18 protein-coding genes are annotated in these 24,109 nt (G+C 37.9%); 5 read left to right on the top strand and 13 right to left on the bottom strand.

All coding sequences use genetic code 11. The features are described 5' to 3' along the window. Position 1 precedes the first annotated feature (1 nt). From GJJ64_RS03370 to GJJ64_RS03355, 4 genes are read left to right on the top strand one after another with little or no spacing between them, the layout of a single operon-like run. Positions 2–1,249, top strand: a complete 1,248-nt coding sequence (locus GJJ64_RS03370) for a ribulose-bisphosphate carboxylase large subunit family protein (protein ID WP_154286338.1) — start codon at positions 2–4, stop codon at positions 1,247–1,249. Continuing rightward, positions 1,246–2,619: a four-carbon acid sugar kinase family protein gene (locus tag GJJ64_RS03365; protein WP_154286337.1), complete on the top strand. Its 1,374-nt coding sequence runs from the start codon at positions 1,246–1,248 to the stop codon at positions 2,617–2,619. The genes GJJ64_RS03370 and GJJ64_RS03365 overlap by 4 nt, the downstream gene beginning before the upstream one ends. Before the next feature lie 11 nt (positions 2,620–2,630). Beyond that, positions 2,631–3,296: an aspartate/glutamate racemase family protein gene (locus tag GJJ64_RS03360; RefSeq protein ID WP_154286336.1), complete on the top strand. Its 666-nt coding sequence runs from the start codon at positions 2,631–2,633 to the stop codon at positions 3,294–3,296. Positions 3,297–3,313: 17 nt separating this feature from the next. Beyond that, positions 3,314–4,612, top strand: a complete 1,299-nt coding sequence (locus GJJ64_RS03355; RefSeq protein ID WP_229655446.1) for a bile acid:sodium symporter family protein — start codon at positions 3,314–3,316, stop codon at positions 4,610–4,612. Positions 4,613–4,622: 10 nt separating this feature from the next. On the opposite strand, the gene GJJ64_RS03350 is transcribed toward GJJ64_RS03355, so the two are convergent. From GJJ64_RS03350 to GJJ64_RS03325, 6 genes are all read right to left on the bottom strand, one after another. Then, a complete protein-coding gene (locus GJJ64_RS03350) occupies positions 4,623–5,183 on the bottom strand; it encodes a hypothetical protein (protein ID WP_154286334.1) in 561 nt (186 codons plus the stop codon). A gap of 66 nt (positions 5,184–5,249) precedes the next feature. Next, positions 5,250–6,086 (bottom strand): DUF6671 family protein, encoded by an 837-nt coding sequence (locus GJJ64_RS03345; protein WP_154286333.1) that lies wholly within the window; start codon positions 6,084–6,086, stop codon positions 5,250–5,252. Between the two features lie 92 nt (positions 6,087–6,178). Continuing rightward, positions 6,179–6,823 (bottom strand): VOC family protein, encoded by a 645-nt coding sequence (locus tag GJJ64_RS03340; protein WP_154286332.1) that lies wholly within the window; start codon positions 6,821–6,823, stop codon positions 6,179–6,181. Between the two features lie 262 nt (positions 6,824–7,085). Continuing rightward, positions 7,086–7,247: a hypothetical protein gene (locus GJJ64_RS03335; RefSeq protein ID WP_154286331.1), complete on the bottom strand. Its 162-nt coding sequence runs from the start codon at positions 7,245–7,247 to the stop codon at positions 7,086–7,088. Between the two features lie 3 nt (positions 7,248–7,250). Continuing rightward, positions 7,251–7,781, bottom strand: a complete 531-nt coding sequence (locus tag GJJ64_RS03330) for a hypothetical protein (RefSeq protein WP_229655445.1) — start codon at positions 7,779–7,781, stop codon at positions 7,251–7,253. Positions 7,782–8,068: 287 nt separating this feature from the next. Further along, complete coding sequence (locus GJJ64_RS03325; RefSeq protein WP_195759208.1) at positions 8,069–8,503, bottom strand: hypothetical protein; 435 nt, start codon at positions 8,501–8,503, stop codon at positions 8,069–8,071. 654 nt (positions 8,504–9,157) lie between these two features. Between GJJ64_RS03325 and ltrA the strand changes: the two genes are divergently transcribed. Beyond that, complete coding sequence (gene ltrA / locus GJJ64_RS03320) at positions 9,158–10,474, top strand: group II intron reverse transcriptase/maturase (protein WP_154286329.1); 1,317 nt, start codon at positions 9,158–9,160, stop codon at positions 10,472–10,474. 66 nt (positions 10,475–10,540) lie between these two features. Here the strand turns inward: ltrA and GJJ64_RS03315 are convergent, their stop codons facing one another. The 7 genes from GJJ64_RS03315 to GJJ64_RS03285 all read right to left on the bottom strand — a co-directional run bounded on the left by GJJ64_RS03315 (position 10,541) and on the right by GJJ64_RS03285 (position 24,106). After that, a complete protein-coding gene (locus GJJ64_RS03315; protein WP_154286328.1) occupies positions 10,541–11,212 on the bottom strand; it encodes a hypothetical protein in 672 nt (223 codons plus the stop codon). Between the two features lie 930 nt (positions 11,213–12,142). After that, positions 12,143–14,176 (bottom strand): aceric acid hydrolase, encoded by a 2,034-nt coding sequence (locus GJJ64_RS03310; protein ID WP_229655444.1) that lies wholly within the window; start codon positions 14,174–14,176, stop codon positions 12,143–12,145. Continuing rightward, positions 14,173–17,598, bottom strand: coding sequence for a glycosyl hydrolase (locus tag GJJ64_RS03305; RefSeq protein ID WP_229655443.1), 3,426 nt, complete (start codon positions 17,596–17,598; stop codon positions 14,173–14,175). The genes GJJ64_RS03310 and GJJ64_RS03305 overlap by 4 nt, the downstream gene beginning before the upstream one ends. A gap of 1,451 nt (positions 17,599–19,049) precedes the next feature. Beyond that, positions 19,050–19,940, bottom strand: a complete 891-nt coding sequence (locus GJJ64_RS03300) for a sugar phosphate isomerase/epimerase family protein (protein WP_154286327.1) — start codon at positions 19,938–19,940, stop codon at positions 19,050–19,052. A 15-nt stretch (positions 19,941–19,955) separates the two neighbouring features. Next, positions 19,956–21,332, bottom strand: a complete 1,377-nt coding sequence (locus tag GJJ64_RS03295; RefSeq protein ID WP_154286326.1) for a DUF4974 domain-containing protein — start codon at positions 21,330–21,332, stop codon at positions 19,956–19,958. A gap of 8 nt (positions 21,333–21,340) precedes the next feature. Then, positions 21,341–22,924 (bottom strand): sodium:solute symporter, encoded by a 1,584-nt coding sequence (locus GJJ64_RS03290; protein WP_154286325.1) that lies wholly within the window; start codon positions 22,922–22,924, stop codon positions 21,341–21,343. Positions 22,925–22,951: 27 nt separating this feature from the next. Further along, complete coding sequence (locus GJJ64_RS03285; protein WP_154286324.1) at positions 22,952–24,106, bottom strand: four-carbon acid sugar kinase family protein; 1,155 nt, start codon at positions 24,104–24,106, stop codon at positions 22,952–22,954. Positions 24,107–24,109 lie beyond the last annotated feature (3 nt).

Raw genomic sequence — 24,109 nt, 5'->3', positions numbered from 1 at the left:
TATGGAAAGAGTAACCGCACATTATTACATAGAAACACCTTTAGAGATTGAAAAAGCAGCGCAAATATTGGCTGGCGAACAATCATCAGGGACTTTTGTGGCTGTACCCGGCGAAACCGAAGAGCTAAAAAATAGATTTGCTGCCCGGGTAGAAAATATCCAATACTTAGAAACCGTAGATGAACCTGCTATTCCGGGTATCATGACTGCTGGCAAAAAATACCACAGGGCTAATTTAGAAATATCATGGTCGATAGAAAATTTTGGCTATAACCTTCCGGTGATGATTTCTACCCTGCAAGGAAATTTATATGAGCTTACCCAATTTACGGGCTTAAAGCTGATGGATATAGAAATTCCGGATTCTTTTAGACAGCATTTTGAAGGTCCTGCTTTTGGTGTTGCAGGTTCTAGAGCGCTCACTCGGGTTTACGATAGACCTATGATAGGCACCATCATCAAACCTAGCATTGGCATGTCGCCAGAGCAAACCGCAGATTTGGTAAAAACTTTGGTAACTGCCGGTATAGATTTTATTAAGGATGATGAATTGATGTCGTCCTCTGCCAATTCGCCTTTTGCTAAAAGAGTAGAAGCAGCAATGAGGGTGATTAATGAACATGCTGATAAAACAGGTAAAAAAGTAATGTATGCCTTCAATATCAGCAATGAGCTAGATGAGATGCAAAGAAATTACGATACCATTCTTGCTCATGGAGGTACCTGCGCCATGATTAGCTTAAATAGTGTTGGCTTAGCAGGTGTTAAGAAACTTTGCGACAATAGACAGTTGTGTATCCACGGACATAGAAACGGTTGGGGAATGCTTAACCGTCATCCTTTATTGGGGATAGAATTTCCGGCTTACCAAAAGTTATGGCGCTTGGTTGGGGTTGATCAAATCCATGTTAATGGTATACAAAATAAGTTTTGGGAGTCTGACGATTCTGTGGTTAAATCTATCAAATCATGTCAGAAACCTTTGTTAGGCGGCTACAATATTTTGCCTGTGGTATCATCAGGGCAATGGGGTGGCCAAGCACCAGAAACTTATAGGCGTACCCAAACTACCGATCTTCTTTACATGGCAGGTGGTGGTATTTTAGCGCATCCACAAGGTGCTAGTGCTGGTGTTACGGCATTAAAACAAGCATGGGAAGCAGCTGTAAATGGTTTAAGCATCGCGGAAGCGGTACAACAATATCCAGAGTTTGCCCTTTCTGTAGAAAAATTTGGCAAAAAAGCATGAGCGTAGCATCAAAAAGGTTATTACTAGCATTTTATGGGGATGACTTTACTGGCTCTACAGATGCGCTTGAGTTTTTGAGTAAGGCAGGTATTAAAACTATGCTGTTTATATCGGCGCCAAGCAAAACGCAATTGCAACAATACCCAGATTTACAAGCTATTGGTATTGCCGGCATGAGCAGGACCATGCATCCACAAGCTATGCAAGAAACACTACAACCAGCTTTTGAGGCCTTAAAAGCTATCAATCCAGAGCATGTGCATTATAAAGTTTGCTCTACTTTTGACTCTTCGCCAGAAAGAGGAAACATTGGTAGGGCTATAGAAATAGGCAAGGCTGTTTTTAAAACGTTAGTACCTTTAGTGGTTGCTGCCCCGGCCCTAGGCAGGTATTGTACTTTTGGTAATTTATATGCCCGTATGGGGATAGGTAGCCAAGGACAAATTTACCGTTTAGACCGCCACCCCTCTATGAGCAAGCATCCTACTACGCCAGCAACCGAGAGTGATTTACGCTTGCATCTGGCTAAACAAAGTCGGGTAAAAACTGGCTTGTTTGATATTTTGGATATCGCTAAAGAAAGCAATCAAAGAAAAGAAAAGCTTCAAGCACTTATAGCAGAAGAAAACGAAGTGATACTTTTTGATGCTATTGACGCCACACATATGGAAAGTATTGGCGAGTTACTTGTGGATATCGCCCCTCAAGATTGTCCGCTTTTTTCTGTAGGATCATCTGGTATAGAAATGGCCTTAGGCTTACATTGGAACAAGGTTGGGCGCATCAAAAACAAAGAAAATTGGCCTCAGCCTAGCGCTGTAAAGCCTTTATTGGTTGTTTCTGGCAGTTGTTCGCCCGTTACTGCACAGCAAATTAACATGGCTGTAGCCCATGGTTTTGAAGAAATTGCTTTAGATACGGTAGCCATAGCCAAACATCAAGATAAAGAAGTGAAAGATGTTATTGCTAAAGCTATTGCTTTGTTAAAAGCAGAAAAAAATGTGGTTATCCATACCAGTAAAGGTCCGGATGATGACCGTTTAGCCACTACTGGGCAAATCTTAAAACAGGATGAGCAGCTAACCTCTGCTGCCCTATTGGGTACTACATTAGGCAATATCACTAGAGCCATTTTACAAGAAGTTAAACTACAGAGACTGCTATTAGCAGGCGGAGACACTTCTAGCTATGCTGCCAGAGCTTTAGGCATAGAAGCCGTAGAAATGATAGCTCCAATGAGTCCCGGAGCTCCTTTATGCAAAGCTTATGCGCCCAACTCGCCAGCCAATGGCATTGAAATAAACTTTAAAGGCGGACAAGTAGGTGCACCCAACTATTTTGAACAAATACAATCAGGAAAAATTTCATAAGACATACATATATGCAAACTAAAACATTAGGATTAATCCATACCTCTGCTACCTTGGTGCCTTTATTTCAAGGACTTTGCGAAGCCCATTTACCCCACACCAAAGTTTTTAACATGGTTGATGATAGCTTGATTAAAGATGTCATCAGCAAGGGAACACTTACGCCTGCAACGGCAAAAAGAGTAGTTAATCAGGTAGCATCGGCAGAAGCAGCCGGAGCAGATTATATTTTGGTAACCTGTTCTTCTATTGGTGCTGCGGTAGAAACAGCCGCTAGTCTTTCGCAAGTTCCGGTAATTAGGGTAGACCAAGCCATGGCAGACCAAGCTGTACAAACTGGTAAAAGCATTGGCGTTATTGCTACCCTACCCACCACTTTAGAGCCTACTAGCGATTTGGTAAGAAGAAGAGCCGTAGTTGCAGGCAAAGAAATTACTTTGGTTGCTAAGCTTTGTGATGGTGCTTTTGAAGCTTTGATGAGCGGAGATGCCGCTAAACACGATGAAATGGTTGGTACTGCATTAAAAGCATTAAGTAAAGAAGTAGATGTAATCTTGCTGGCGCAAGCTTCTATGGCCCGTGTGGTTGATGGCTTAAGTGCCGAAGATAAAATTGTACCCATATTGGCAAGCCCTGCTATTGCGATACAAGAATTGGCTAAAATCATCAACTCCTAAATAACTTTACCATGCTGATGTTACGCAAAATTTGCTTGTTTCTGGCTCTTATAGCCTTACTCGTTTTAGTTATTGGTTTAAGCTTACAAGCTCCGCATCTTTGGAAATATGCAGCCTTAGGCCTAGCTATATCCACAGCTATTGGTATAGGTGCTTTACCTGCTTTAAAAGGCTATCAATATACCGCTTGGATTATTACGGCTGTTGTTGCCGGGATGATTTTTCCGGCCTCTTTCCAGAAATGGGGCGATTTTGATTTACGTAACAAATGGCTCATCCTCATCGTGATACAATTGGTGATGTTTGGAATGGGCATGCACATGAGAATTTCGGATTTTACAGGCATCAGCAAAACCGGGAAAGGCATTACCATTGGCTTATTATGCCATTTTACCGTGATGCCGATTATGGGTTTTATCCTCACTAAAATATTTCATTTTGAAACTGAAATTGCTGCCGGTATCATCCTGATAGGATCTTGCTCTAGTGGTTTGGCTTCTAACGTGATGACTTACATCGCTAAAGGCAATTTGGTGCTTTCTGTTACGGTAACAGCTATCACTACCCTATTCGCTCCATTAATGACACCCTTTTTGATGAAATTATTAGCAGGTACGCTTATAGAAATTAAATTCATCAACATGATGATGGAGATTATCAAAATTGTGATTGTCCCTATCATGGCAGCTCTAATTCATGATTATTTAAAAACAGCATCTGTAAAAGAAGCCCAAAAAGTAAAATTCCTTAGTATTATGGCTGTCTTATGGTTAACAGCTCAATCAGCTGGTTTATGGACCATTTTTAGCACTTATTTATCTTTACCATTGTTAGAAACTGTAGAGATTTTAAACTTCTTTGCGGGAGCTATCATCATCGGTTTTGCTTATCATCAATTAGCCTACATATTTAAAAATTTAGATGGGATGATGCCTTATATCTCTATGGCTGGTATTATTTATTTTACAACTGTAACCACAGCCGCCGGCAGAGATAATTTAATGCAAGTAGGCTTGATTTTGTTTTTAGTAGCTGTGATTCATAACGCAGCAGGTTATTTTTTTGGCTATGTCTTTAGTAGGTTATTGGGGATGGATAAGCCATCTGCCCGTACTATAGCTTTTGAAGTAGGCTTACAAAACGGAGGTATGGCTTCTGGCTTAGCTGGTACTATGGGTAAATTGGGTACTGTTGGACTTGCAGCAGCAGTTTTTAGTCCTTGGATGAATATTTCGGGTTCTATTTTAGCCAATTACTGGCGAACAAAGGCCTTAAAAGAATTGAAAGAAGAAGAGCTGGTTAAGGAGTTAAAATAGCTTATTAATTTCATTTTTCTATGATATCTACATAAACTGGCTCATTTAGGCTTCCGTAATTTAGAGGATGATAAAATAAATCTTCCTCTTTTTGAAGTTTATCTAAACGTCCATGGATATCATAAGAAACTCTTATCTGGCCAATTCTTTCTATCCTGCCATGAATATCATAATAAACTCTTTTATCACCTATATAATCAAGTTTATCATGGATATTATAGCTTATTCTTGTCTCACCTATTTGCCCCACCCTACCATGAATATCATAAGATATTGATTCGTCACCAATTTTAGAGATTCTATCATGAATGTCATAAGCAATATTTACTTTACCTATTCTATCTATTTTTTCATTAAAATTACGAGAGATATTTCCATCAGCCAAGGCACTAAAATTAACTATTTCCCCTGTTGTGGAGATACAAACAAAAAAGTCGGCTTTATCTATCTTGATACTAATCTCTCCTCTTAAAGAAATAAAATAAGAAACCGAATTTTGCGCTCGCAAGGTAGATGTTGAGCATATTAAACAAAAGAAATAAATAAGCGTAGATAGTTTGATGTTTTTCATATTCTTAATTTACATAAAATATAATCATTAATACGTTGCCCAGACAATTATGTTGTCTTAGAAAACTTAAGGATTACAATAATCGCAATAAGTAGGGTCTTCTGTTTGCTTTTGGTTAGGATATATTTCTTCTTTACTAAAATGGCAATGCTGGCAACTGTAAACATAGCTCAGCGTAGATTTGGTTGGCAAACCACATAAACTACATTTTAACCCAGGCTTGGCTGCTGTTACCGTAAAACCTGGCATTTGGCATTGTGGGCAATGCGATTGTATTTTTTCTAGCAGTTTATAGGTAGCTTTTTCTATCACCCCCATTCGGGTGGGATTGTACATGGCCCTCATATCTGTCTCGGCATAAACACTTTGGTATTCCTTGTTGAGCTGATGGAATACTTTCTTTAATGTTTCAGCATCGTTAATGCCTTTATGTATAGCTGTAAAATTATCTTTTGATGGCCTCAGGATTAAAGCATGTTCAGGAAAGCCAATTTCTGCTGCAAATGCTAGAAGTTCTTCCTCATTAGCAATGCTTTTAGCATTAAAATTGGTTGCAGTGCTTAACTCCCTAGCAATAATTTCTATACCATGTTTATGGTCTATGAAAATCAGAAATTCATCATCGGCTTGAACAAAAAACAACGATGGATGCGGACCAAAAGAACCTTCGCTAGCCAAGCCTAAATCGCAATTATTTTTACGCATAGCTTGTAAGCATTTCTCCCGAGCTGTTGCTATGGGGTCTAAAGTACGCTCTACCTCGCCCGTAAATGTCCCTAAGGTATCGGTATCAAAAGTTTCATCTACAAAACAAGTAAGCCCCAATGCTTTCTCCAGAATAGGTGCAATAAGCTTTTCTTTATGATGCTTGGTAGCGATGATGAGTTTTCTTCCGTTGAACATTAGCGATAATTTGTCTTTGCTTCAATTTCTTTTTTTAATCTTACGCTAATGTAAGCTCTTATGCATAATTTTTTATTATTACTATTTTATTATTAGTATTCTATTGTCAATTTAAGTTTCTCAAAATCTCGTTTTTTCCTTTGTTTACCATTGTCGAAAATCAAGTTCAGCCAATTTCTTGAAGACTCAGTAAATTGAATTTGATTTTGATTTTTTAAATGCTCTAAAAACGTATTTTGAGAAATTGATTCGCACTCAAAAATCGCATTTGTTAAAACAGAAATATCATTTTTATGTCTTAAAGGCTCGTTTTCGGTTTTCTTTTGACCTTTAAACGGCAATCTAAATGTCCATGGTAAATCTGTCTGGTCTTCATTTTTTATGATATCAATTTCCATTCCTTGTGGAAAATAATCAGGTTGATATTTGAAAGCATTATTGAAAATTGCTTCAGTGTTTTCAGCGTTTACTAGGCAAAGTCCAAAAGGCGAAAAATTGTTGTTTTTATATTCTGCTCGTTGCCAAAGTCCCATAGGCTTTGTTTTGTCGCTTGTAAGCTCGTTTATATTATGAACCCATAAAATTTCCAAGAAAAAGTTTTCGAAATAGAATTTTCGATTTGCTGTTCCTTGTCCAATGTGAATTCTGTTACTTCCCTCTGTCAAACCGAAGTCCACTAATTCGTCAGCAACTTTTCCATTGTCGTCAGTGAATATAAAAATATGGTCAATGTTCATTGTAATCCTTGTTATTATTTTCGGTCATCTCTGGCGCAAGTACGCAGCCTTAGCCCAGCGTGTTGGATACTTGTGCCTGGTTTGCCAAACCATACTTACTTTAGGTCTGCTTCAAGTTTTAATCTCTAGCACTTCTCATTGCTTACATTTTCTTATATTATGCAAAACATTAAAGCCTCTGCTTCTGTCTGGCGCCATTGAGGTTTTTTTTAAGTAGGTTAGCCATTTTTATACAAATTTGCTGTTATGCCTGGTACTTTTTTTAATTCACCTTATGCAATTTTGTTTTCTTCTTTTCGGTCGAATTTACTTTTTCTGTTTTCTTCTTTTTGAAATACGCTGATAAGGCATTTTCTTCTTGAACTGTTAAAGGTTCTTGTCCGCCTATAAAGTCAACTTCTAATTCTTTTATTGTCGTTTTCATATGTTATGAATTTTGAAAATATTTATTGATTAAAACAAGTGCTGATTTTGTCTCGATAATCATTAATCTTCCACCAAAATGAAATGCACCAAGAGTTTTTTCATAATGGTCGATTAACTGAGTTTTTGAGATAAATGAAACATTTCCTTCATGTCCTCTTTGAAAAGATAGTTTACAAGCAAATGCAACTAAATTCCCTGCTACACCAGCATACATTTTATTCTTACCTTTATTGAATGGAGCATTTTCTACCAAATGCATGTAAACATGGTCGGTTTTTACTTCTAAACAAACTAACCCTTGAATAATGTTAGGATTGTTCCATATAGTCAGTTTATAAACTTCTTTAACTGGATTCTTAAATTCTGATTTCCAGTCAAAAAGCCAGCCGTTATTCTTTGTGATTGTTTTAATGTCTTGTGTTGTCAGAACAGAGATTTCAGTAGGAAAGCTGTCTCCAGTTATCACATTTTCAATTGAGTTTGTGAGCTTGTCGATGACAAAGTCAAGTCCGATTTCTTTCTGTTTTTTCACAACACTAATTTACTAAAATAGATTGAAAATTCGTTGCTTAGTCCTTTTCTCTGTGGTTGGATAGCATTAGGTATAACATCTCTGACACAAGTATGCAGCCTTAACCCTGTGTGTTGGATACTTGTACCTGGTTTGCTAAATCATACTTATTTTAGGTCTGCTTCAAGTTTTAATATTTCTATTTTACCTAACATACCGCAATAATCTCTAGCACCACTCATTGCTTACATTTTTTTACATTATGCAAAACATTAAAGCCTCTGCTTCTATCTGGCAGGCCGTTGCTGTCAAAGTGAATTATATACAAAAAATATTCTTTTATTCCCGCTATCTTTAATTATGCAAGTCAGTTCTTGTTTATAAAAGTCAAGATAGTTCCTTGAAATGTCTTTTATAAACCATTCAGGTTTTTTGGGAGAAACAATTTTGTTTAAAAGGGATTCAACCTCATTACTCTTAATCTGTTCAAACCTTAAGGTGTCAGTTAGTAAAGAATCAATTCTGTCTCCGTTTGTGAATGCAAAAGTTCCGTAAGAGTTATTGTTGTCAAGATTGTGAATTTCTTTAAAGTCAAAACAGTCTTGCCCCACAATGCCGGGAAACCATCCCTGCTGTGTTGCTGATGATTTATTAAAACTTGAATAGTCAGCATATGATTGTTCGTAATTGTCAGAACAGGACTGAAGAAACAAAGCAATTAAAAAGGTAAGTGTTAATCTCATGTCGGTTGTCTTAAAATGGCACATAACGGTTTCGGGCTTGGCGAAGGTGGCGATTTTCACCACAGATGTTGATGCGGTGAACCAAACTTTGATTAACCACAAATGTGTCTGCGTAGCACTGAACCGCCACTTTTGCCAAACCCGTGTGTGCGCCTTGAATGGTAAATATAGTTCTTTAAATATAAAGATTAAAGAGTTCCAGAGGGTGCAAGTCCCTTATTCGCTGGGGTAACGCCTGGAAGAATTAGCAAGTCGCAAGGTGGCTTAGCGTGAGCGATACACTAAAGTAAGCGAGACTGCAAAAGTCTGCACTGACGAACAGAAACTGGATAAGAGGCATCATTGAGCGGATGAGATGGCACAGCACATCGAAGTTCAAAGAAAACCAAAAGCTCAACGATGTAGATTCAGCAGGAGTAGATTGAAGGATATTTATCTTACCGAGGGAGATCTCTTAGATTACGAGCTAATCATAAAGAGAAGTCAGCAGAGGTCGTAGTACTTGAGGCAACGAGGTATCAACAAACGATACAAGGTCTCACAAACAAGGAAGGACCGAACGTAAATTGGTTCTTAATTTACAAAGGACTGGCGTAAGCCATAGCCCTGTAGAAGCGGAACAGGAAGAACAAAATTAAAACAAAAGTAAAAGAATTGATTGCACAAGTATTACGCCCCCAAAACCTCCAAAAGGCATTACAACAAGTAATAGCTAATAAAGGAAGTGCTGGTATTGATGGTTTAAAAACCACCGATTTAAAATCCTATGTCCAAAAACATAGGGAAGCGCTACTGGAGAGAATAAAAGAGAACAAATACCTGCCTCAATCAATTTTAGGAGTAGAGATACCCAAAGGCGGAGGAAAACTTCGTTTATTAGGTATCCCTACGGTTGTAGACCGCCTGCTACAACAAGCCGTATCACAAGTTTTGACACCAAAGTTCGAGCATGAATTTCATGAAAATAGCTACGGCTTTAGACCCTACAAAAATGCTAGAACAGCAGTAGGAAAAGCATGGAGCAATATCCACGAAGGTTATAGCCACATCGTAGCTATCGATTTAGAAACATTCTTTGACGAGGTAGACCATTGCCTGCTACTAAACCTGATTTACCAAAAGGTAAAATGCCCGCTTACGCTAAGACTGATACGGAAATGGCTACGAGCACCGATACAGATTAACGGCAAATTAGTAAAACGAAGCAAAGGAGTGCCGCAAGGCAGCCCATTAAGCCCCCTACTTTCTAATATCCTGCTGGGCGAGTTGGACAAAGAATTGGAAAGGAGAAAGCTAAGGTTTGTACGCTATGCCGATGATTTCAGTATCTATTGCAAACTCCCCTCTGATGCAAAACTGGCAAGCAAAGCCATTACCAAATACTTGGTAAACAAGCTAAAGCTGAAAGTCAATAAGTCAAAGAGCGGAATAGTAAAACCCAGTAATTTTACCATACTAGGCTTTACATTTGTATCCACGTACCAAAAAGGAGTAAAAGGACAATACCAGTTAACAGTAGGAGAAAAAGCATGGGCAAAGCTGAAAGAGAAGTTAAAGGAAGTTACTCGGAAAACGTCACCCAAAAGTCTATCAGAACGCATTAATAAAATCAATGAGATTACCCGAGGCTGGCTTACCTACTTTAAAGGAAGTAGCATTGCAGGTAAACTGCGAGATATGGACGGCTGGTTGCGTAACCGCCTGCGCTATTGCATTTGGACGGACTGGAAGAAACCGGAACGTAAAAGGAAAAACCTGATACGATTAGGAGTAGATGCCGACCATGCTTATGCATGGAGCAGGACAAGAAAAGGGGGATGGCGAATAGCCCAAAGCCCAATCCTTAATACGACCATAACTATTAAACGGTTAAAGCAAAAAGGCTACATACCCATGCTAGAGATTTACACAAAGCTCAACCCATCAGTTTACGAACCGCCGTATACGAGAACCGTACGTACGGTGGTGTGAGAGGCGCACTCTGTCAGGTTTCTGGCAGAGCCGTCTACTCGATTATAGGCTGCCCTTCTTCCGTTGTTATTCACCCGTGTCGAATTTTTCTCTTTTTACTTTTGATTCGTCTTTCTTTATAAGTTTAATGTTGTCTTTGTCAAGTTGAAAACGGTCAGTTTCTGTCCAACTCCAACTGTCTCCTTCTCTCATATTTATACCGCTTGCCCTAAAGAAAACTAAAATTTCGTTGCCTTTAACAGTAAGAGTAATTTCATCAAAAGTGTCTTGGATTGTCGCACCGTCTGGTGTTGTAGGGCAGTTGTCAGATTTAAGTTCTTCCAACACTTTGTTGTCGTTTTTAAACATCTGTCTTAGAAAGCCCAAATGTTTTTCAGAGCATTGATAACCCAAGTTTAGCGCAGTCAATATTTTACATTTTAAATTACTTCTGTCGTCCGTGTAGTCTCCGTCCCAATTACATTCGTTACCGATGAAAGTCGCAACATAACCTAATGCTGCTCTTTCAGGTTCTGTTATAGTTTTACAAAATTCTTCATTTATTACAATTGAGCTATTTGTATCACGACTTAAAAAAGTTATTGTCTTGTCCGTTAATGTATAGTTTTGAGAAGATGCACTTTCATTTGATTTTGTTAAAGTGTCAATATTACTTACTTCGTTTTTGTCCAAATTGTTGTTTGTCTGTCCGCAAGAAGCAAGAAAAACTAATGTCGCTATGTAAAAATATACTCTCATTTTATCGTCTTTTAGGGTTGCCTATAACTAGTATATATATCCAATAAAGTTGCACAAATACAACATAAAACAGTGGTATAGGTGCAAGTCATCATGTTATTATTATTTTTTTTTGTTTATAATTTACATCCAATTCCATAGGTATTTTCATAAATCAGATTTTAACTCTAAGTAAGTAAATATTTATTGAAAGTCAAAAATTAAGTAATTTTTACCATTTCTTTACCAAGCATAAAGTAGGCTCATTCTAGGGTGATAGTAGGGTGATCCTAGGGTGAAACACTAAAAATTTCTTGTTTCTAAATTATTATAAAAATTAATTATAAAGCAAGTGGTTTAAAGAAGAAAATTTGAAAGGAAAATTCAAAATTAAAAGCAGAAAACTCTACATCTAAAACTAGAAACTGTTAACCAAAAACCGTCACTGTTTGATAAAAAGATTGCTTCTTCATTCCACATCGCAAAGACAGAGAAAATCTCTTAATCAATCATTCAATCACAAAAAAAGCAATCAATAAAAAAAGCAGAAAGCGGAAAGCTCAATCAATCATTCAATCCATCAAAAATCAATCAATAAAAAAAGCAGAAAGCGGAAAGCTTAATCAATCATTCAATCACAAAAAAAGCAATCAATAAAAAAAGCAGAAAGCGGAAAGCTCAATCAATCATTCAATCCATCAAAAATCAATCAATAAAAAAAGCAGAAAGCGGAAAGCTTAATCAATCATTCAATCCATCAAAAATCAATCAATAAAAAAAGCAGAAAGCGGAAAGCTCAATCAATCATTCAATCCATCAAAAATCAATCAATAAAAAAAGCAGAAAGCGGAAAGCTCAATCAATCATTCAATCCATCAAAAATCAATCAATAAAAAAAGCAGAAGGCGGAAAGTTTAATCAATCATTCAATCCATCAAAAATCAATAAACATTATCTACTAAAAGGTAACCATACAGACATTTCGGCTACATGACCTCTATTGCCCCATGCATAATAAGGAATCAATTTTACTTTTACTTGCTCTGTTTGGGTGTTTATTTTTTGGTAAAGTTGGTTTGTCCAGTTTTGTGCTTTTACCATTTTTACATCGGCTTCTAAAGCCATCATTTTACTATCTGCAAATTGTAAAGGAACGGCTTTAAACTGGGCGCTTGCTGGTATAGTTAAAGAAAAAACACTGGTACCTTGTGGCATATCTACAGACTCGGCACAATACACCACAGGGCCACGTTTTACGGCTACTTGGTTTCTATTTTCTTCTACCAATGGGTTGGCTGCTATCAGCTCGGCTTCCATAGGGATAGTTAAACTTATAACATCTCCTTTTTTCCAATTTCTATTAATTTCGGCATATGTGCCAGGTTTAGCAGGCGTTTCAAGTGCTTTACCATTTACTAGGATACTAGCTTTTGAAGCCCAACCTGGTATTCTTAAAAAGAAAGAGAATGGGTTTTTGCTACTCTCTTTAACGGTTAATTTAATATCGCCATTCCATGGGTAAGCTGTTTCTTGGCTAACTAATAAAGAAGAACCATCTTTTAAAGTAGTTTTTAACTCGTTGGCGCCATACAGATTTATCCAAACACCCTTATCAGACACGCTATAGGCGTAATTACTTACTTCTGCTAGAGTGCGTACGGTATTAGGCGGACAACAATTAGATAATGAAATATACTCTACCCTATCTTTAGACCAACGCTGTTTAAAAGGTAAAGCATCGCTATAGCTTAAAGGATTGGTATATAAAAAACGTTTACCATCTAAACTAATGCCTGATAATACGCTGTTATAAAGTGCTAGTTCTATCACATCGGCATATTTAGCCTCTCCGCTAAGCTGTAGCATACGGTAATTCCATAAAACATTACCAATATTGGCGCAAGTTTCATTATGTGCTGTAAAATTGGGCAATTGGTAATCTCGGCCATAAGCCTGATGTATTTTTTGTACTTCGGTAGGGTTGTAAGAAGTTCCGTCTGGCGATACACCATCGTATAAAGAACCGCAACCTCCGGTGATATACATTTTATGCTGCGTGACATCATGCCACATCTTATCTAATTGGCTCATTAAGGTAGCATCGCCTGTTTCGGCATAAACATCGGCAACGCCAGCATATAAATAATTAGCCCTAACGGCATGGCCCATCACCTTCTTCTGTTCTCTAAACGGAATTCTATCTTGGTTATCATCAGTACCATCGTCTATCTTTCCTTTAATATCTATCAGGTGTTTGGCTAACTCTAAATATCTTTTATCACCAAGGGTACGATACATTTCTATCACACCCATATAATGCGATGGGCAAATAGCGTTTCTGGCTAAAGTTGGCGATGCTTTTTGATAGAAATTGTACAGATAATCTGTGGCCTTTACTGCCACATTTAACAAAGAACGCTTTCCAGTAGCCCGGTAATGGATGCAAGCGGCTGTCATTAAATGGCCAATATTATAAGCCTCGAAACTTAAACGGTCTTGAAATTGATTTCGAATACCCGTATTTCGCTCTTCTATCATGGCCTTAGTATAGATATAGCCATCTTCTCTCTGAGATTTAGCTATTGTAGCGATAGCCTCATCCATCATTTTATTTAATTGCTCATCTTTGGTAGAAGCATATAAGCTAGCTACTGCTTCTAAGGTTTTATAAAAATCGCCATCATGAAAAGACGGACCTTTATGGTTTCCTTTCTCTAAACCAGCAGCAATTTCAAAATTTCTGTAAGCATGGCTGATGTCTGCACTGGTATAAACTTTCCATAATTGCGGCACCATGCTTTCTTTACATACCTGAAAACGTTCTGCCCAGAAACCATTTGTCCAGTTTACAGCACCCATATCAAGGCTTTTTAGCTTAGCGTAAGGACTAGCAGCTGTATTAACCATGGCTTTGGTTTGTGCGTAACTGTTATTTAAAGCTAAAAAGCCAGCTAATAAGCTGATATAAATTTTCTTATTCATCATTCTATAACTTTTAATAAAGAAACAGTGCCCAATAAGCCTGCTTTATTTAAGGCTTTACCTTCTAACCTAAAAGGGGCTGTTGTTTTGGTGATTCTTTTATCTTCTGGCAATAGTTGGTCGCCAATTAAACGATTTGCCCAAGTATTGCTTACTTTAATTTCTAATTGATTTTGGCCTTTCTTTAAAGCCTTGCTGATGTTTACTCGGTACGGAGGTGTCCAAACAATACCGCAATCTATACCATTTACTTTTACACTGGCAATATTGGCTACTTCGCCTAAATCGAGCCATATTTCTTCGTTTTTTGATGCTTTATGTGTAAAGCTATTGTTGTAAGTAGCCGTACCAGAATAGTATTTAATTTGCGGATTGCTGTGGGTGCTCCAATCTTGTAAGCTATCTAACATGATGCTTTCTGCAGGGCCACCGTGGCTTTGGTTAAACTTAACCTTCCATGCAGTAGAAATATTTTTTAGGTTTTGATATTGGATATAGTTGAAGCCTTTATTTATTTCCTTTAGGGATGAAGACCCTTCAAAAATTACAAATAAAGAACCGTTTGCCGGGAGTTTTATAGAGATATGCGTGTAACCATCTTTAACTTGATATTGCTTTAACGGAATATTGGTATCGCTTACAGCATCGTATAAACGAGCTTGTTTATCGCTTACGCTGAAAGCAAAACTTAAATTTCTTTCTTTATCTAATTGGTTAGCAATAAAGTAAATATCTTTTGTTGCGGTTTTACGATGATTCCAGGCTATTGCAGGAGCTTCTTTTCCATTAGTATCTTTTACCAAAACATCTTGATGAGCACCTAAAAAGCTAAAATCTTGAGGTAAAAAAGGAGCTTTAATGAATTTTCCTTTGCCTGAATTTTTAAACTCGTAATAGCTTCCTGCTACTTTAATATTTTCAAAAGTACCACCCCAAATAGCTTCCACTACATGGTTAAATAGCTTTTCATCGGCTTTTAAACCTGTTTTAAATTGTGGCTTATCGCCGATGATACATAGCGCCCCTGCATTTACCAATTCTAAAATTTTAGCTAATGATGTTTCTGTATAATATTGGTTAGGATTTAACTGATGTTTTAAGGGCAAAACCAAAATGCGATACTCGGCACCACTAGCAAACACAACTTTACCATTTTTAAAGCTAGCCAACTGTAAAACATCCGCATTGAAAGAGTCATAAGCATAACCTCTTAAAGGGTTTATCCAACGCTCTGGCTGGGCCATATTGGCCGAAGTTGTTACACCTGCTACTTTTTGTGTAGGCAAAGCTTTATTGGCCATTCTTTGCGCTTCGGCAGCTACTCTTTCATCTCCAAAAATGCCCGGTAAGGTATTTACCAAACGGTCAGGCAATATAGCTCTTGATGGATATTCTTCGCCAACGAAAACAGCTAAATCTGCCACTGGCTTACCCTGTTGTAATAAAGATTGGCAACGCTCTGCATAAGCAACCCATTCTTTGCCTTGCTCCCACCAGGTTTGGTCTCTTTGGAAGTATAAACCTACGCCATCTAAGGTCATACCGGGTTTTCTATCTAACCAAGGGTTGTGTACATAAACATGATAAACCAGTTTATTTACACCTAAAGCATAATTTCTGTCTTGCAAAGTTTTTAAATTTCCGGGGTGCTCATCCCACTCCATCCTTACAGTAGTAAAAGCCTCTGCCTGAATGATATTTTTACCATAAATATGCGCTCCAGAAATGGCATCTAACATATCATTAGGTTTATCATGAGAAGGACTTTTAGCCCAAAACTCGCCCATAGGCACATCTACCGTACCAAAATGTTTTAAACCATCGCCCATCATTACCGGAGCTGTAGTTTCGGCAGTAAAAATGGCCCCATGCTGCTGTGCTAAATTTTTAAGGGTAACAAAGAAATTATCATGCATCAACTCGGCTATGGTTTTGCGCATATCGTATAAAAACTGTTCTGCTTTTGCAGGGCTTGCTAAAGGGAAACCCGCCAAAGTTGGCAAGAACAACGTAGGGTCATAACCTCTCCTTTTCTGAAACTCGGCCATAAACACCGGCGACCAGTTTTGGCTACCACACTCCCAGCTATCCACATGGAAAACACCTAGTACTTGTTTGGCTAAATCAGCACCAGCTACACGTAAAGCCTCGCCATACCATTTATCAAACTGTAGTTTTACTGCTTCGGGATTAAACTTATCAACTTCTAAACCTTTACCAGCACCAGCGGTCTCGTTCTTATGTCCGGTAGAAGTATGCCCTATACGAATGATTGTCCACTCGGCATTTGTTTTTGGCGCTGTCCATTTTAAATTTCCTCTAGCGTCTAGCTTATCGCTGATGTTGAGTACTGTTGCAATGGGTATGGCTAAATCATCAGGAATGGTTTTAGTATGTTCGCCTACTCGCCACACCAAACCACTTTTACCTTCAAACTGATGTATTTTTGGTAATGATGAAAGCTCTATTCCGTTAATTTTTAAGCTTTGTTTCCATTTAGCAGCATCTAAATCTTCGGCACCGGGTTCTGTACCTTCTGGGTTGTACACAAACCTAAAATATTTTGCACTTACGGGCTCTATTTCGTGTGTTACTGGAGCATCCCAATCTAACCACCCCGTTCTTGGAGCTTGTAAACGACCTAAGCTTCTGAAGTTTTTTCCATCATCACTCACCTCTACCCATAATCTGTTAGATTGATGATTGAAATTATTAACGCTTATTTTAATAGAACGACAAAGAAAAGGTTTATCAAAAGCGTATTGTATCCAGCAAGGCTCATTACTACCAAAGTTCCTTTTATGCCCCGTTTCGGCTAAAAAAGAAGCATCTTGCCCATTACTGGTGCTTATGAAAGGTTTTATTTCTTGTGTACTTTGTGTTTTACCACCCGGTGTTGGAAACGCTAAAACCGCTATATCTTGATAATAATTTTGGTAAGCTTCTGGCTGTTTTAAAGTAGTATTAAACAAGCTACCTCCCTTTACAGTTGTGGTGCTGTAAACCACTTTTTGCATAGATAGCTGAGGCGTTATCCAAGGGCCACCTGCGGTAGCGAAGCCATCATTAGGCAAAAGGGCTATTTTAATATCAAATCTTTTAGCTTCTTCTAAAGCAAATTTGAAAATATCCCACCAGGCTGGTGTTAAGGTTTCTATCACAGGCTCATACAAAGGCGGATTGGTTTTGCCTTTAATAGGTGCAATATAAGCACCGGCTATACCAGCCTCTTTCATGGCTTTTAAATCGGCAGTGATACCTTCTTTAGAGAAAGATGCATGCATCCAATACCAAAACACCCAAGGTTTTGCTTCATGATTTATTTTTTGAATATGAGGAGCTAATGTTTGCGCCTGTAAAGGCATGAAAGAACTGAAACATAATAAAAAGGCAATTAAATAAGCATGATATGCTTTAAATGTCATGTTTTCTTTCTTTTAAATGGTTGATTTACCTGTACGATGATAAAATTTGATTATCAAAAGGTTTATCTTTCAAATTTAGTATAGAAAACTGCGTCTATCGTGTAAGATATTTTCTTTGTTTTATAGGATGTTAGCTTTAAGATTGGATGTGATTGTGTTAAAGATAAAGCGTATACAAAGCTTTTGGAAATGGTGTTTTCGCACAAGGCTTTCTAACCCTAGCCGGGTAGTAGCTTTTTCTTTTCTTGTTATGGCTATTACGCACAAGGCTCTCCGGCCTCATAGGCGGCCAGCCCTAGGCACTTTTTTCTTGAAAAAAAAGTCCCCAAAAATTCAAGGCTGATGAATATTTGTCGTTCCGTCTAAATAAATCTTTATCCACAATCCTGAGTGGTGTGAATGGTTTTGCTCGATGAAAGAATTTACAACACCCGTTGGATTGTTTTCCGATACTGCTTAAGGAAAGTTTTTGCAAAAGATTTATTTGACTACACGTCCAAATCTTCATAGGCCATCCTCGTTCTTCGGAGAGATTTTTTTAGTAGTTAAAGTTAGTTCCTGATTATCCACTTTTTAGGCTCTTTTTACTTTTTACTTTCTACTTTTGACTTTTTAAGGCATCTTACTACTTTCTAATCTGTACTTTTTACTTTATACTCCAGAAAAGAGCAACCATTCATAAAAAAACAGGCTATCCCGAAGTGCATGAGCAATCCCCCAGAGCCGGAAAAACGAAAAAACAATAGCAGAAATTAAAAAATCTTGCACTTCCAAGCCTATAGCGCATGCGGTTTTGTGTTCGAGCTTTCACTAACCTTCAATAAGCATAAACGAGCAAAAATAAGCGCTCCCTGTTTTTGAGTGTGGGTAAGCCTTGTGCGGCAAAGGCTCCTGCGGGATTGATCAGGACTTTTGGTTCCTTTTGGTCCCGCAAAAGGAACGAGCCTCGCCGGCGATAGAGGCGGATAAAATATTATGATGGGCTGTTGCGCACAAGGCTTTCTAACCCTAGCCGGGTAGCGGCTTCTTTCTTTTCCTTGATGAAAAAGAAACAAAAACGAGGAACGAGTTCATGAATACCTAAGAAAAACTATAAACAAAAAATGAATAAATCAAGGCTGATGAATATTTGTCGTTCCGTCTAAATAAATCTTTATCCACAATCCTAAGTGGTGTGAATGGTTTTGCTTGATGAAAGTATTTACAACACCCGTCGGATTGTTTCCTGCTAGTGTTTTATGAAAGTTTATACAAAAGATTTATTTGACTACACGTCCAAATCTTCATAGGCCGTCTTCGTTCTTAGGAGAGATTTTTTTAGTAGTTAAAGTTAGTTCCTGATTATCCACTTTTTTGGCTCTTTTTACTTTCTACTTTTGACTTTTTAAGGCATCTTTCTACTTTCTAATCAGTACTTTATACCTATAACTTTCTGCTCTGTACCTTTATACTTATAACTGAAAAACCTTTTTCATAAAAGCGGTATTGGCCGAGAAATTATCGAGTACTTTAGTTGGGAAACGGGCATCGCGGGAGCGTTCTATCACTAACCAACCTTGCCAGCCCATAGCATCCAAGGTTTCTTTTACTTTATACATATTTAAACGCGGATTATCTTGTAGCCAAACGCCATCTTCATCTGTACAATGGATTTGACAGATGCGTTTCTTACCTAAGATTTTTAATTCTGCTATCAAATCTCTACCTGCTTTTAGCGGATTAGAAAAGTTGAAATAGATTTGAATATGCTTAGAACCAATTTCTTTTAAAAGCTTTTTCTCTTCTGTGGCACTTAATGATGTTTCTATACCGATGATAATACCAGCCTTTTTAGCCATAGCACCTGCAACTTTTAACCGTTCTACAATAGCGGGTCTTAGCTCGGGGTTTTTAACCAAATCTCCTTGAACACCCAATGGTAAAAAAGCTACTTTCACCTGCATGGCTTGCATCGTATCTATACAATCTTGAAGCATTTTTTGATAGGTTGGCCGGGTAGCGAAAGATTGTGCGTAAAAACCTGTCATGGCAAGCGAGCAAATTTCTAATTGCAATTCTTGAGCTTTCGCTAAAAAAGCTGCTCTTGTGGCTTCATCGGCAAGTTTATTATCAAAAGTTTCGCGGTTGCCAAGGCCTCCCATATCTAGCTCTAAACCATCAGCGCCAATATCTTTGGCGAGTTGAAATGCAGAAATTTTCTGGCGTTTTAGAATCATCAAATCTATGACCGCTATTTTATAACGCTGTTTTGGTACATCGGCGAAAGCCAAAAGCCTTTGAGGCATACAGGCAGCAGCAGCCAAAACACCAAGCTGAGTAATAAAATAACGACGATTAGACATATTTGATTGGAATGATTATTTAAAAAGCTTTTCTAACTGCTCATAACCCATGATGGCATTTTTAGGAAGTTTTTCGCCTTTATCACCAAATACATACAAGGCTTCTTTCTTCTCTATGGTGCAGCTAGACTCGTCATAATTACCATTTTTATCCTGAACGGCTTTAGCATCCAGCTTAAACTGAGCAATTAAAAAATCATAAACGGCTTTACGTTTAGAGAAACCAAAATCGTGTTTATCTTCTGGTAAATGAATGTTTTGTATTTGTGACTCTTTACCATAGTAGCTATACATTTTTTTGAGGTAAGGATAATCATGCTGAGGGAAATGGGCTGTCCAATCTCCACCATCAGAAATAACTAGTTGCGGGTTTGGCGCTGTGATAGCTGCTAACTCTACATTATTGGTTCCTCCGCCACAAAGATGTACCGGCATACCGCTTTCGCAAGGGCATCCTCCATAAAAATAAGATGATAAAGACACCACCGGGATGCTTAAATTTATTCTTGGATCCATGGCGGCCATTAATACAGTTTGACTGCCACCGCCAGAACCTCCGCAGATACCAACGCGGGTTTTATCGGCTTCTTTTAAGGTTAAGAGGTAATCAAGCAAACGGATAGCGCCTAAAGTTTGTACGGTTTGGGCTAGGCTTCTGCGATGATCTTCATACTTAAATTGCAAGCCAGATTCGCCCCAGCCAAATAAATCATAGCTTACGGTGATGGCCCCCATTTTAGCCGTCATTGCGCAACGAATTTGGCAATCGGCTCTAAAGCGATGATCAAACCAATGCCCATCAGGACTTAAAATAACCGGCGCTTTACCCTTCATTTTCAATGGCTTATAAATAGAACCATTTACATATAAGCCCGGCATAATTTCTATAGCGATATTTTCTACCGTATAACCGTCCATCACTCTTTTTGGTGTAAGGATAGGTTTACTTTTAGGCAATGCCGGTAAGGGAGATAGTTTTAGTGCTTTATAAAGTTGTGGACGAATAGAATCTCTACGGGCTTCCCAAGACGTTTTATTGTTATATAAAGCAGCTAATCTGTCTAAATTATCCCAACCGTCTTGCACTTCCCAACGGTAATACTCGTACTCTTTAAGCTTATAAACTTTGTCTTTCTCTTTATTGAGTTTTAAGTCTAAAGGTTTAAAAATATTGTCTAAAGTTTCTTCTAAACTAGGTCTAAAACGCCAATCGGCATAGCTTAGCCATTTGTTTGCAACTTGATTTTCGCTGTATTTTATTTTAACATCAAAGCGTCTTTCTATTTCTGAAATCACCTCTTTTAAGGGCCTTTTGTATTGATGGTCGCTATCTTGCTGTGCATAAAGCATATGACAAGCAGCTACAAGAAGTATTAAAAGAATCTTTTTCATGATGAAACCTATTGATTTTTATTTGCCAGATTTTGTGCTCTCTCTTCTCTCCTGCCGGCAATCCATCCGCTGTAAAGCAAATTACGGTCTAGTATTGGTTTAGGAAAAAATAAGCTGGCTATATAGCCTACACCTATCACAATAAGGTGACTGTAAACGCCTAACATTAATTTATCGTGAGTGAAATTATAAGGGCCCATATCTAGCAATAAGAATTTCTCTTCTCCTAAGCCAATTTTAGTTGAGGTTAAAAAAGCATAGGAGGTGAAAAGAATACAAACTAAAATAGCAATATTTACCCCTTGCCTATTTGCCCGGGCAGAGAAAACACCTAATAAAAATATCCCCACAATACCACCAGAGAAAATTGCATACAAGGTAAAGATGATACCTAAAACACCCTCGCCACCTACATTAATATAAATAGCGCCTATCCCTATAGCTATAAAACCAGATAAGGCCACCATCCAACGGCTTGCCAATAAATATTCATTATCTATCTTACCCGGACGAATTTTTTTATAATAATCTTCTATACCTACAGCTGCCAGGGAGTTTAAATCGGCACTTAGGCTACAAATAGCGGCAGAAATCATGGCGGCTAAAATAAAACCTACTACGCCAGTAGGAAGCTCTGTCATGATAAAATATGGGAATACACTATTAGCATTTACATCTGCCGGAAGGCTTTGTTGTTGATAATAAACAAACAAGGCGGTACCAATGAACATGAACAAAGACCAAACAGGAACAGTTAATAAAATACCTAATAAAGAAGCTTTTATTGCCGATTTATCTGACCGAGCGGTTAAATATCTTTGAATAACGGTTTGGTCTGTACCATACTTTTGAATGGCATAAAACATCCCGTTTATAGCCATAACGATAAAGGTAAGTCTGGTAAAATCTACATCATAAGGGCCAAAACCTGTTCTTCCGTTGGCCGATGCTACATCCCAAATGGTTGATAAACCACCGTTTACAGAGAAGATAATCACCAATAGAACCAATATACCGCTAGCAAAAAGCATAAAACCTTGGAAAACATCTAACCAAATTACAGCTTCTATACCCCCTAATAAATTTACAATGATGATGATTAAACCAACTACAATGATTACCCAAAAAGTGTTAAAACCTGTCATGCTAGAAAGCGCCACGGCTAAGAGGTAAAACACGGTTCCCATACCAGAAAACTGCCTTAAAACAAAAGCTATAGAGCTATAATAGCGGGCAAAAGAGCCAAAACGCTTCTCGAAATACTCGTAAGTACTTAGGCCAATTACTTTTCTGTACAGCGGCACAATAAACCAAATGGTGCCCAACAAAACAATTGGAACCATTAAACCTTGCACTAGCAATATCCAGTTATTAGAAAAACCTTCGCCGGGATAGCCTAAAAAGGTAACGCTACTGATTAAGGTTGCTAATAAAGACATCCCTATAGCCCAAGATGGCACCCTACCCTTGGCAGAAAAATAAGCCTCGGTAGTTTTTTGGTTTCTGGCATAGCGCAAACCAAAATAGAGGGTAATTAGTAAAACGGCAATAATGATACAATAATCAATTATTCCTAGAACGGGTTTAGTCATTTTTATTGGTTAGTTGCTATAAGAAGTTTAGAACTTCCATATATTATTTGTCCAGGTATAACTACCTGGCTTTAAAGTAATATTTATTTTTTGATCTTTTGCAATACTTCTGGTTAAACCTTGGGCAATTTCTTGCACCAAGAGCAAACGGTTTATTTTAAGTTTATCTAATATAGCCGATGCCGTAGCACCACCTTCTATTATAAATTCTTTAACCTTTACCTCTTGCAATACCATTTCTAAAACGCCTGCCATCAGGTTTTTGATATCCTCAGGCTTGGCTTCTTGTGCTTGTTCTAAAGTATTTACAGCAATTATCACTTTAGATTTAGATTGTAATATTTGGATGATTTCTTGCTGCCATTGCTTTAATAAAGTAGCTTGATTTTTTACATCATAAGCTAATGCAGCGGGCATATAGCTTACTACTTCTTGCTGCTGCGCTTGCTTTACTAATTGTATACTTTTATCAAACTTACTTCCGCAAACGTAAATGATGGGGATTTTAAGCATCAAGCGTTCTTTACGGTTTGCCGATAAATTGGTGTAGCGTTGTGCTAATAGCGCATTAAAAAATGCTGACGAACCAGCCAGAGCTACATCATGGTTGGTATGTTTTAGCCAGTGGTTAAAATCATTAAAAGTCTCTAGCTCTCCTACAGTTACTCCAATTGCTGGCAAAGTACTCTCGTGATGTTGAACATGCACCGGAAAAACTGATGATGTGACACGTAAAAGGTCTTTTACAGAAGAACTTTTTGCAGGATATTCTGGATCTTGAGCAAAGCCTGTTTCATGAATAGGTTTTCCTTCTATATAATAATGACCTTTTTTGATTGCTCGGCCTAAAGCCGGACTAGCAGCCAATATTAAAGCTTTTCGTTTACCCGATGTTAGCATTTGCTCTTCTATTTCTGGCAGTACATGACCACGTAAAACAGAATCTATCTTTTTAAATACCAGCTGCGGATTTAGCTTTTGCAAATCAGTAAAAATGCTTTTGATAACAGCCCTAGCCTGTTCTTCTGTTAAAGAACGGGTATTGGCGTTAACCACAATTACATCAGCTTTTTTGGCATATTGCAAAGCAGACACCACTTCTACCGTGAGGTTGTATCTTAAAGCAATACCTCCAATTTCTGCTGCTCCTGTTAAATCATCTGCAATAACGGCTATCATCATGAA

Source organism: Pedobacter puniceum, from assembly GCF_009674685.1.
In the GTDB taxonomy this organism is placed as follows: Bacteria; Bacteroidota; Bacteroidia; order Sphingobacteriales; family Sphingobacteriaceae; genus Pseudopedobacter; species Pseudopedobacter puniceum.
The sequence above is the reverse complement of the archived record's forward strand: the minus strand, read 5'-3'. Positions and strand labels throughout refer to the sequence as shown.

Bases quoted from the DNA above. Each gene is read 5' to 3' on its own strand.
- GJJ64_RS03340 (WP_154286332.1), bottom strand. From the start codon at position 6,823: ATGAACATTGACCATATTTTTATATTCACTGACGACAATGGAAAAGTT.
- GJJ64_RS03360 (WP_154286336.1), top strand. From the start codon at position 2,631: ATGCAAACTAAAACATTAGGATTAATCCATACCTCTGCTACCTTGGTG.
- GJJ64_RS03285 (WP_154286324.1), bottom strand. From the start codon at position 24,106: ATGATGATAGCCGTTATTGCAGATGATTTAACAGGAGCAGCAGAAATT.
- GJJ64_RS03355 (WP_229655446.1), top strand. From the start codon at position 3,314: ATGTTACGCAAAATTTGCTTGTTTCTGGCTCTTATAGCCTTACTCGTT.
- GJJ64_RS03310 (WP_229655444.1), bottom strand. From the start codon at position 14,176: ATGATGAATAAGAAAATTTATATCAGCTTATTAGCTGGCTTTTTAGCT.
- GJJ64_RS03305 (WP_229655443.1), bottom strand. From the start codon at position 17,598: ATGACATTTAAAGCATATCATGCTTATTTAATTGCCTTTTTATTATGT.
- GJJ64_RS03290 (WP_154286325.1), bottom strand. From the start codon at position 22,924: ATGACTAAACCCGTTCTAGGAATAATTGATTATTGTATCATTATTGCC.
- GJJ64_RS03325 (WP_195759208.1), bottom strand. From the start codon at position 8,503: ATGAGATTAACACTTACCTTTTTAATTGCTTTGTTTCTTCAGTCCTGT.
- GJJ64_RS03370 (WP_154286338.1), top strand. From the start codon at position 2: ATGGAAAGAGTAACCGCACATTATTACATAGAAACACCTTTAGAGATT.
- GJJ64_RS03335 (WP_154286331.1), bottom strand. From the start codon at position 7,247: ATGAAAACGACAATAAAAGAATTAGAAGTTGACTTTATAGGCGGACAA.
- GJJ64_RS03350 (WP_154286334.1), bottom strand. From the start codon at position 5,183: ATGAAAAACATCAAACTATCTACGCTTATTTATTTCTTTTGTTTAATA.
- GJJ64_RS03300 (WP_154286327.1), bottom strand. From the start codon at position 19,940: ATGTCTAATCGTCGTTATTTTATTACTCAGCTTGGTGTTTTGGCTGCT.
- GJJ64_RS03315 (WP_154286328.1), bottom strand. From the start codon at position 11,212: ATGAGAGTATATTTTTACATAGCGACATTAGTTTTTCTTGCTTCTTGC.
- GJJ64_RS03295 (WP_154286326.1), bottom strand. From the start codon at position 21,332: ATGAAAAAGATTCTTTTAATACTTCTTGTAGCTGCTTGTCATATGCTT.
- GJJ64_RS03345 (WP_154286333.1), bottom strand. From the start codon at position 6,086: ATGTTCAACGGAAGAAAACTCATCATCGCTACCAAGCATCATAAAGAA.
- GJJ64_RS03365 (WP_154286337.1), top strand. From the start codon at position 1,246: ATGAGCGTAGCATCAAAAAGGTTATTACTAGCATTTTATGGGGATGAC.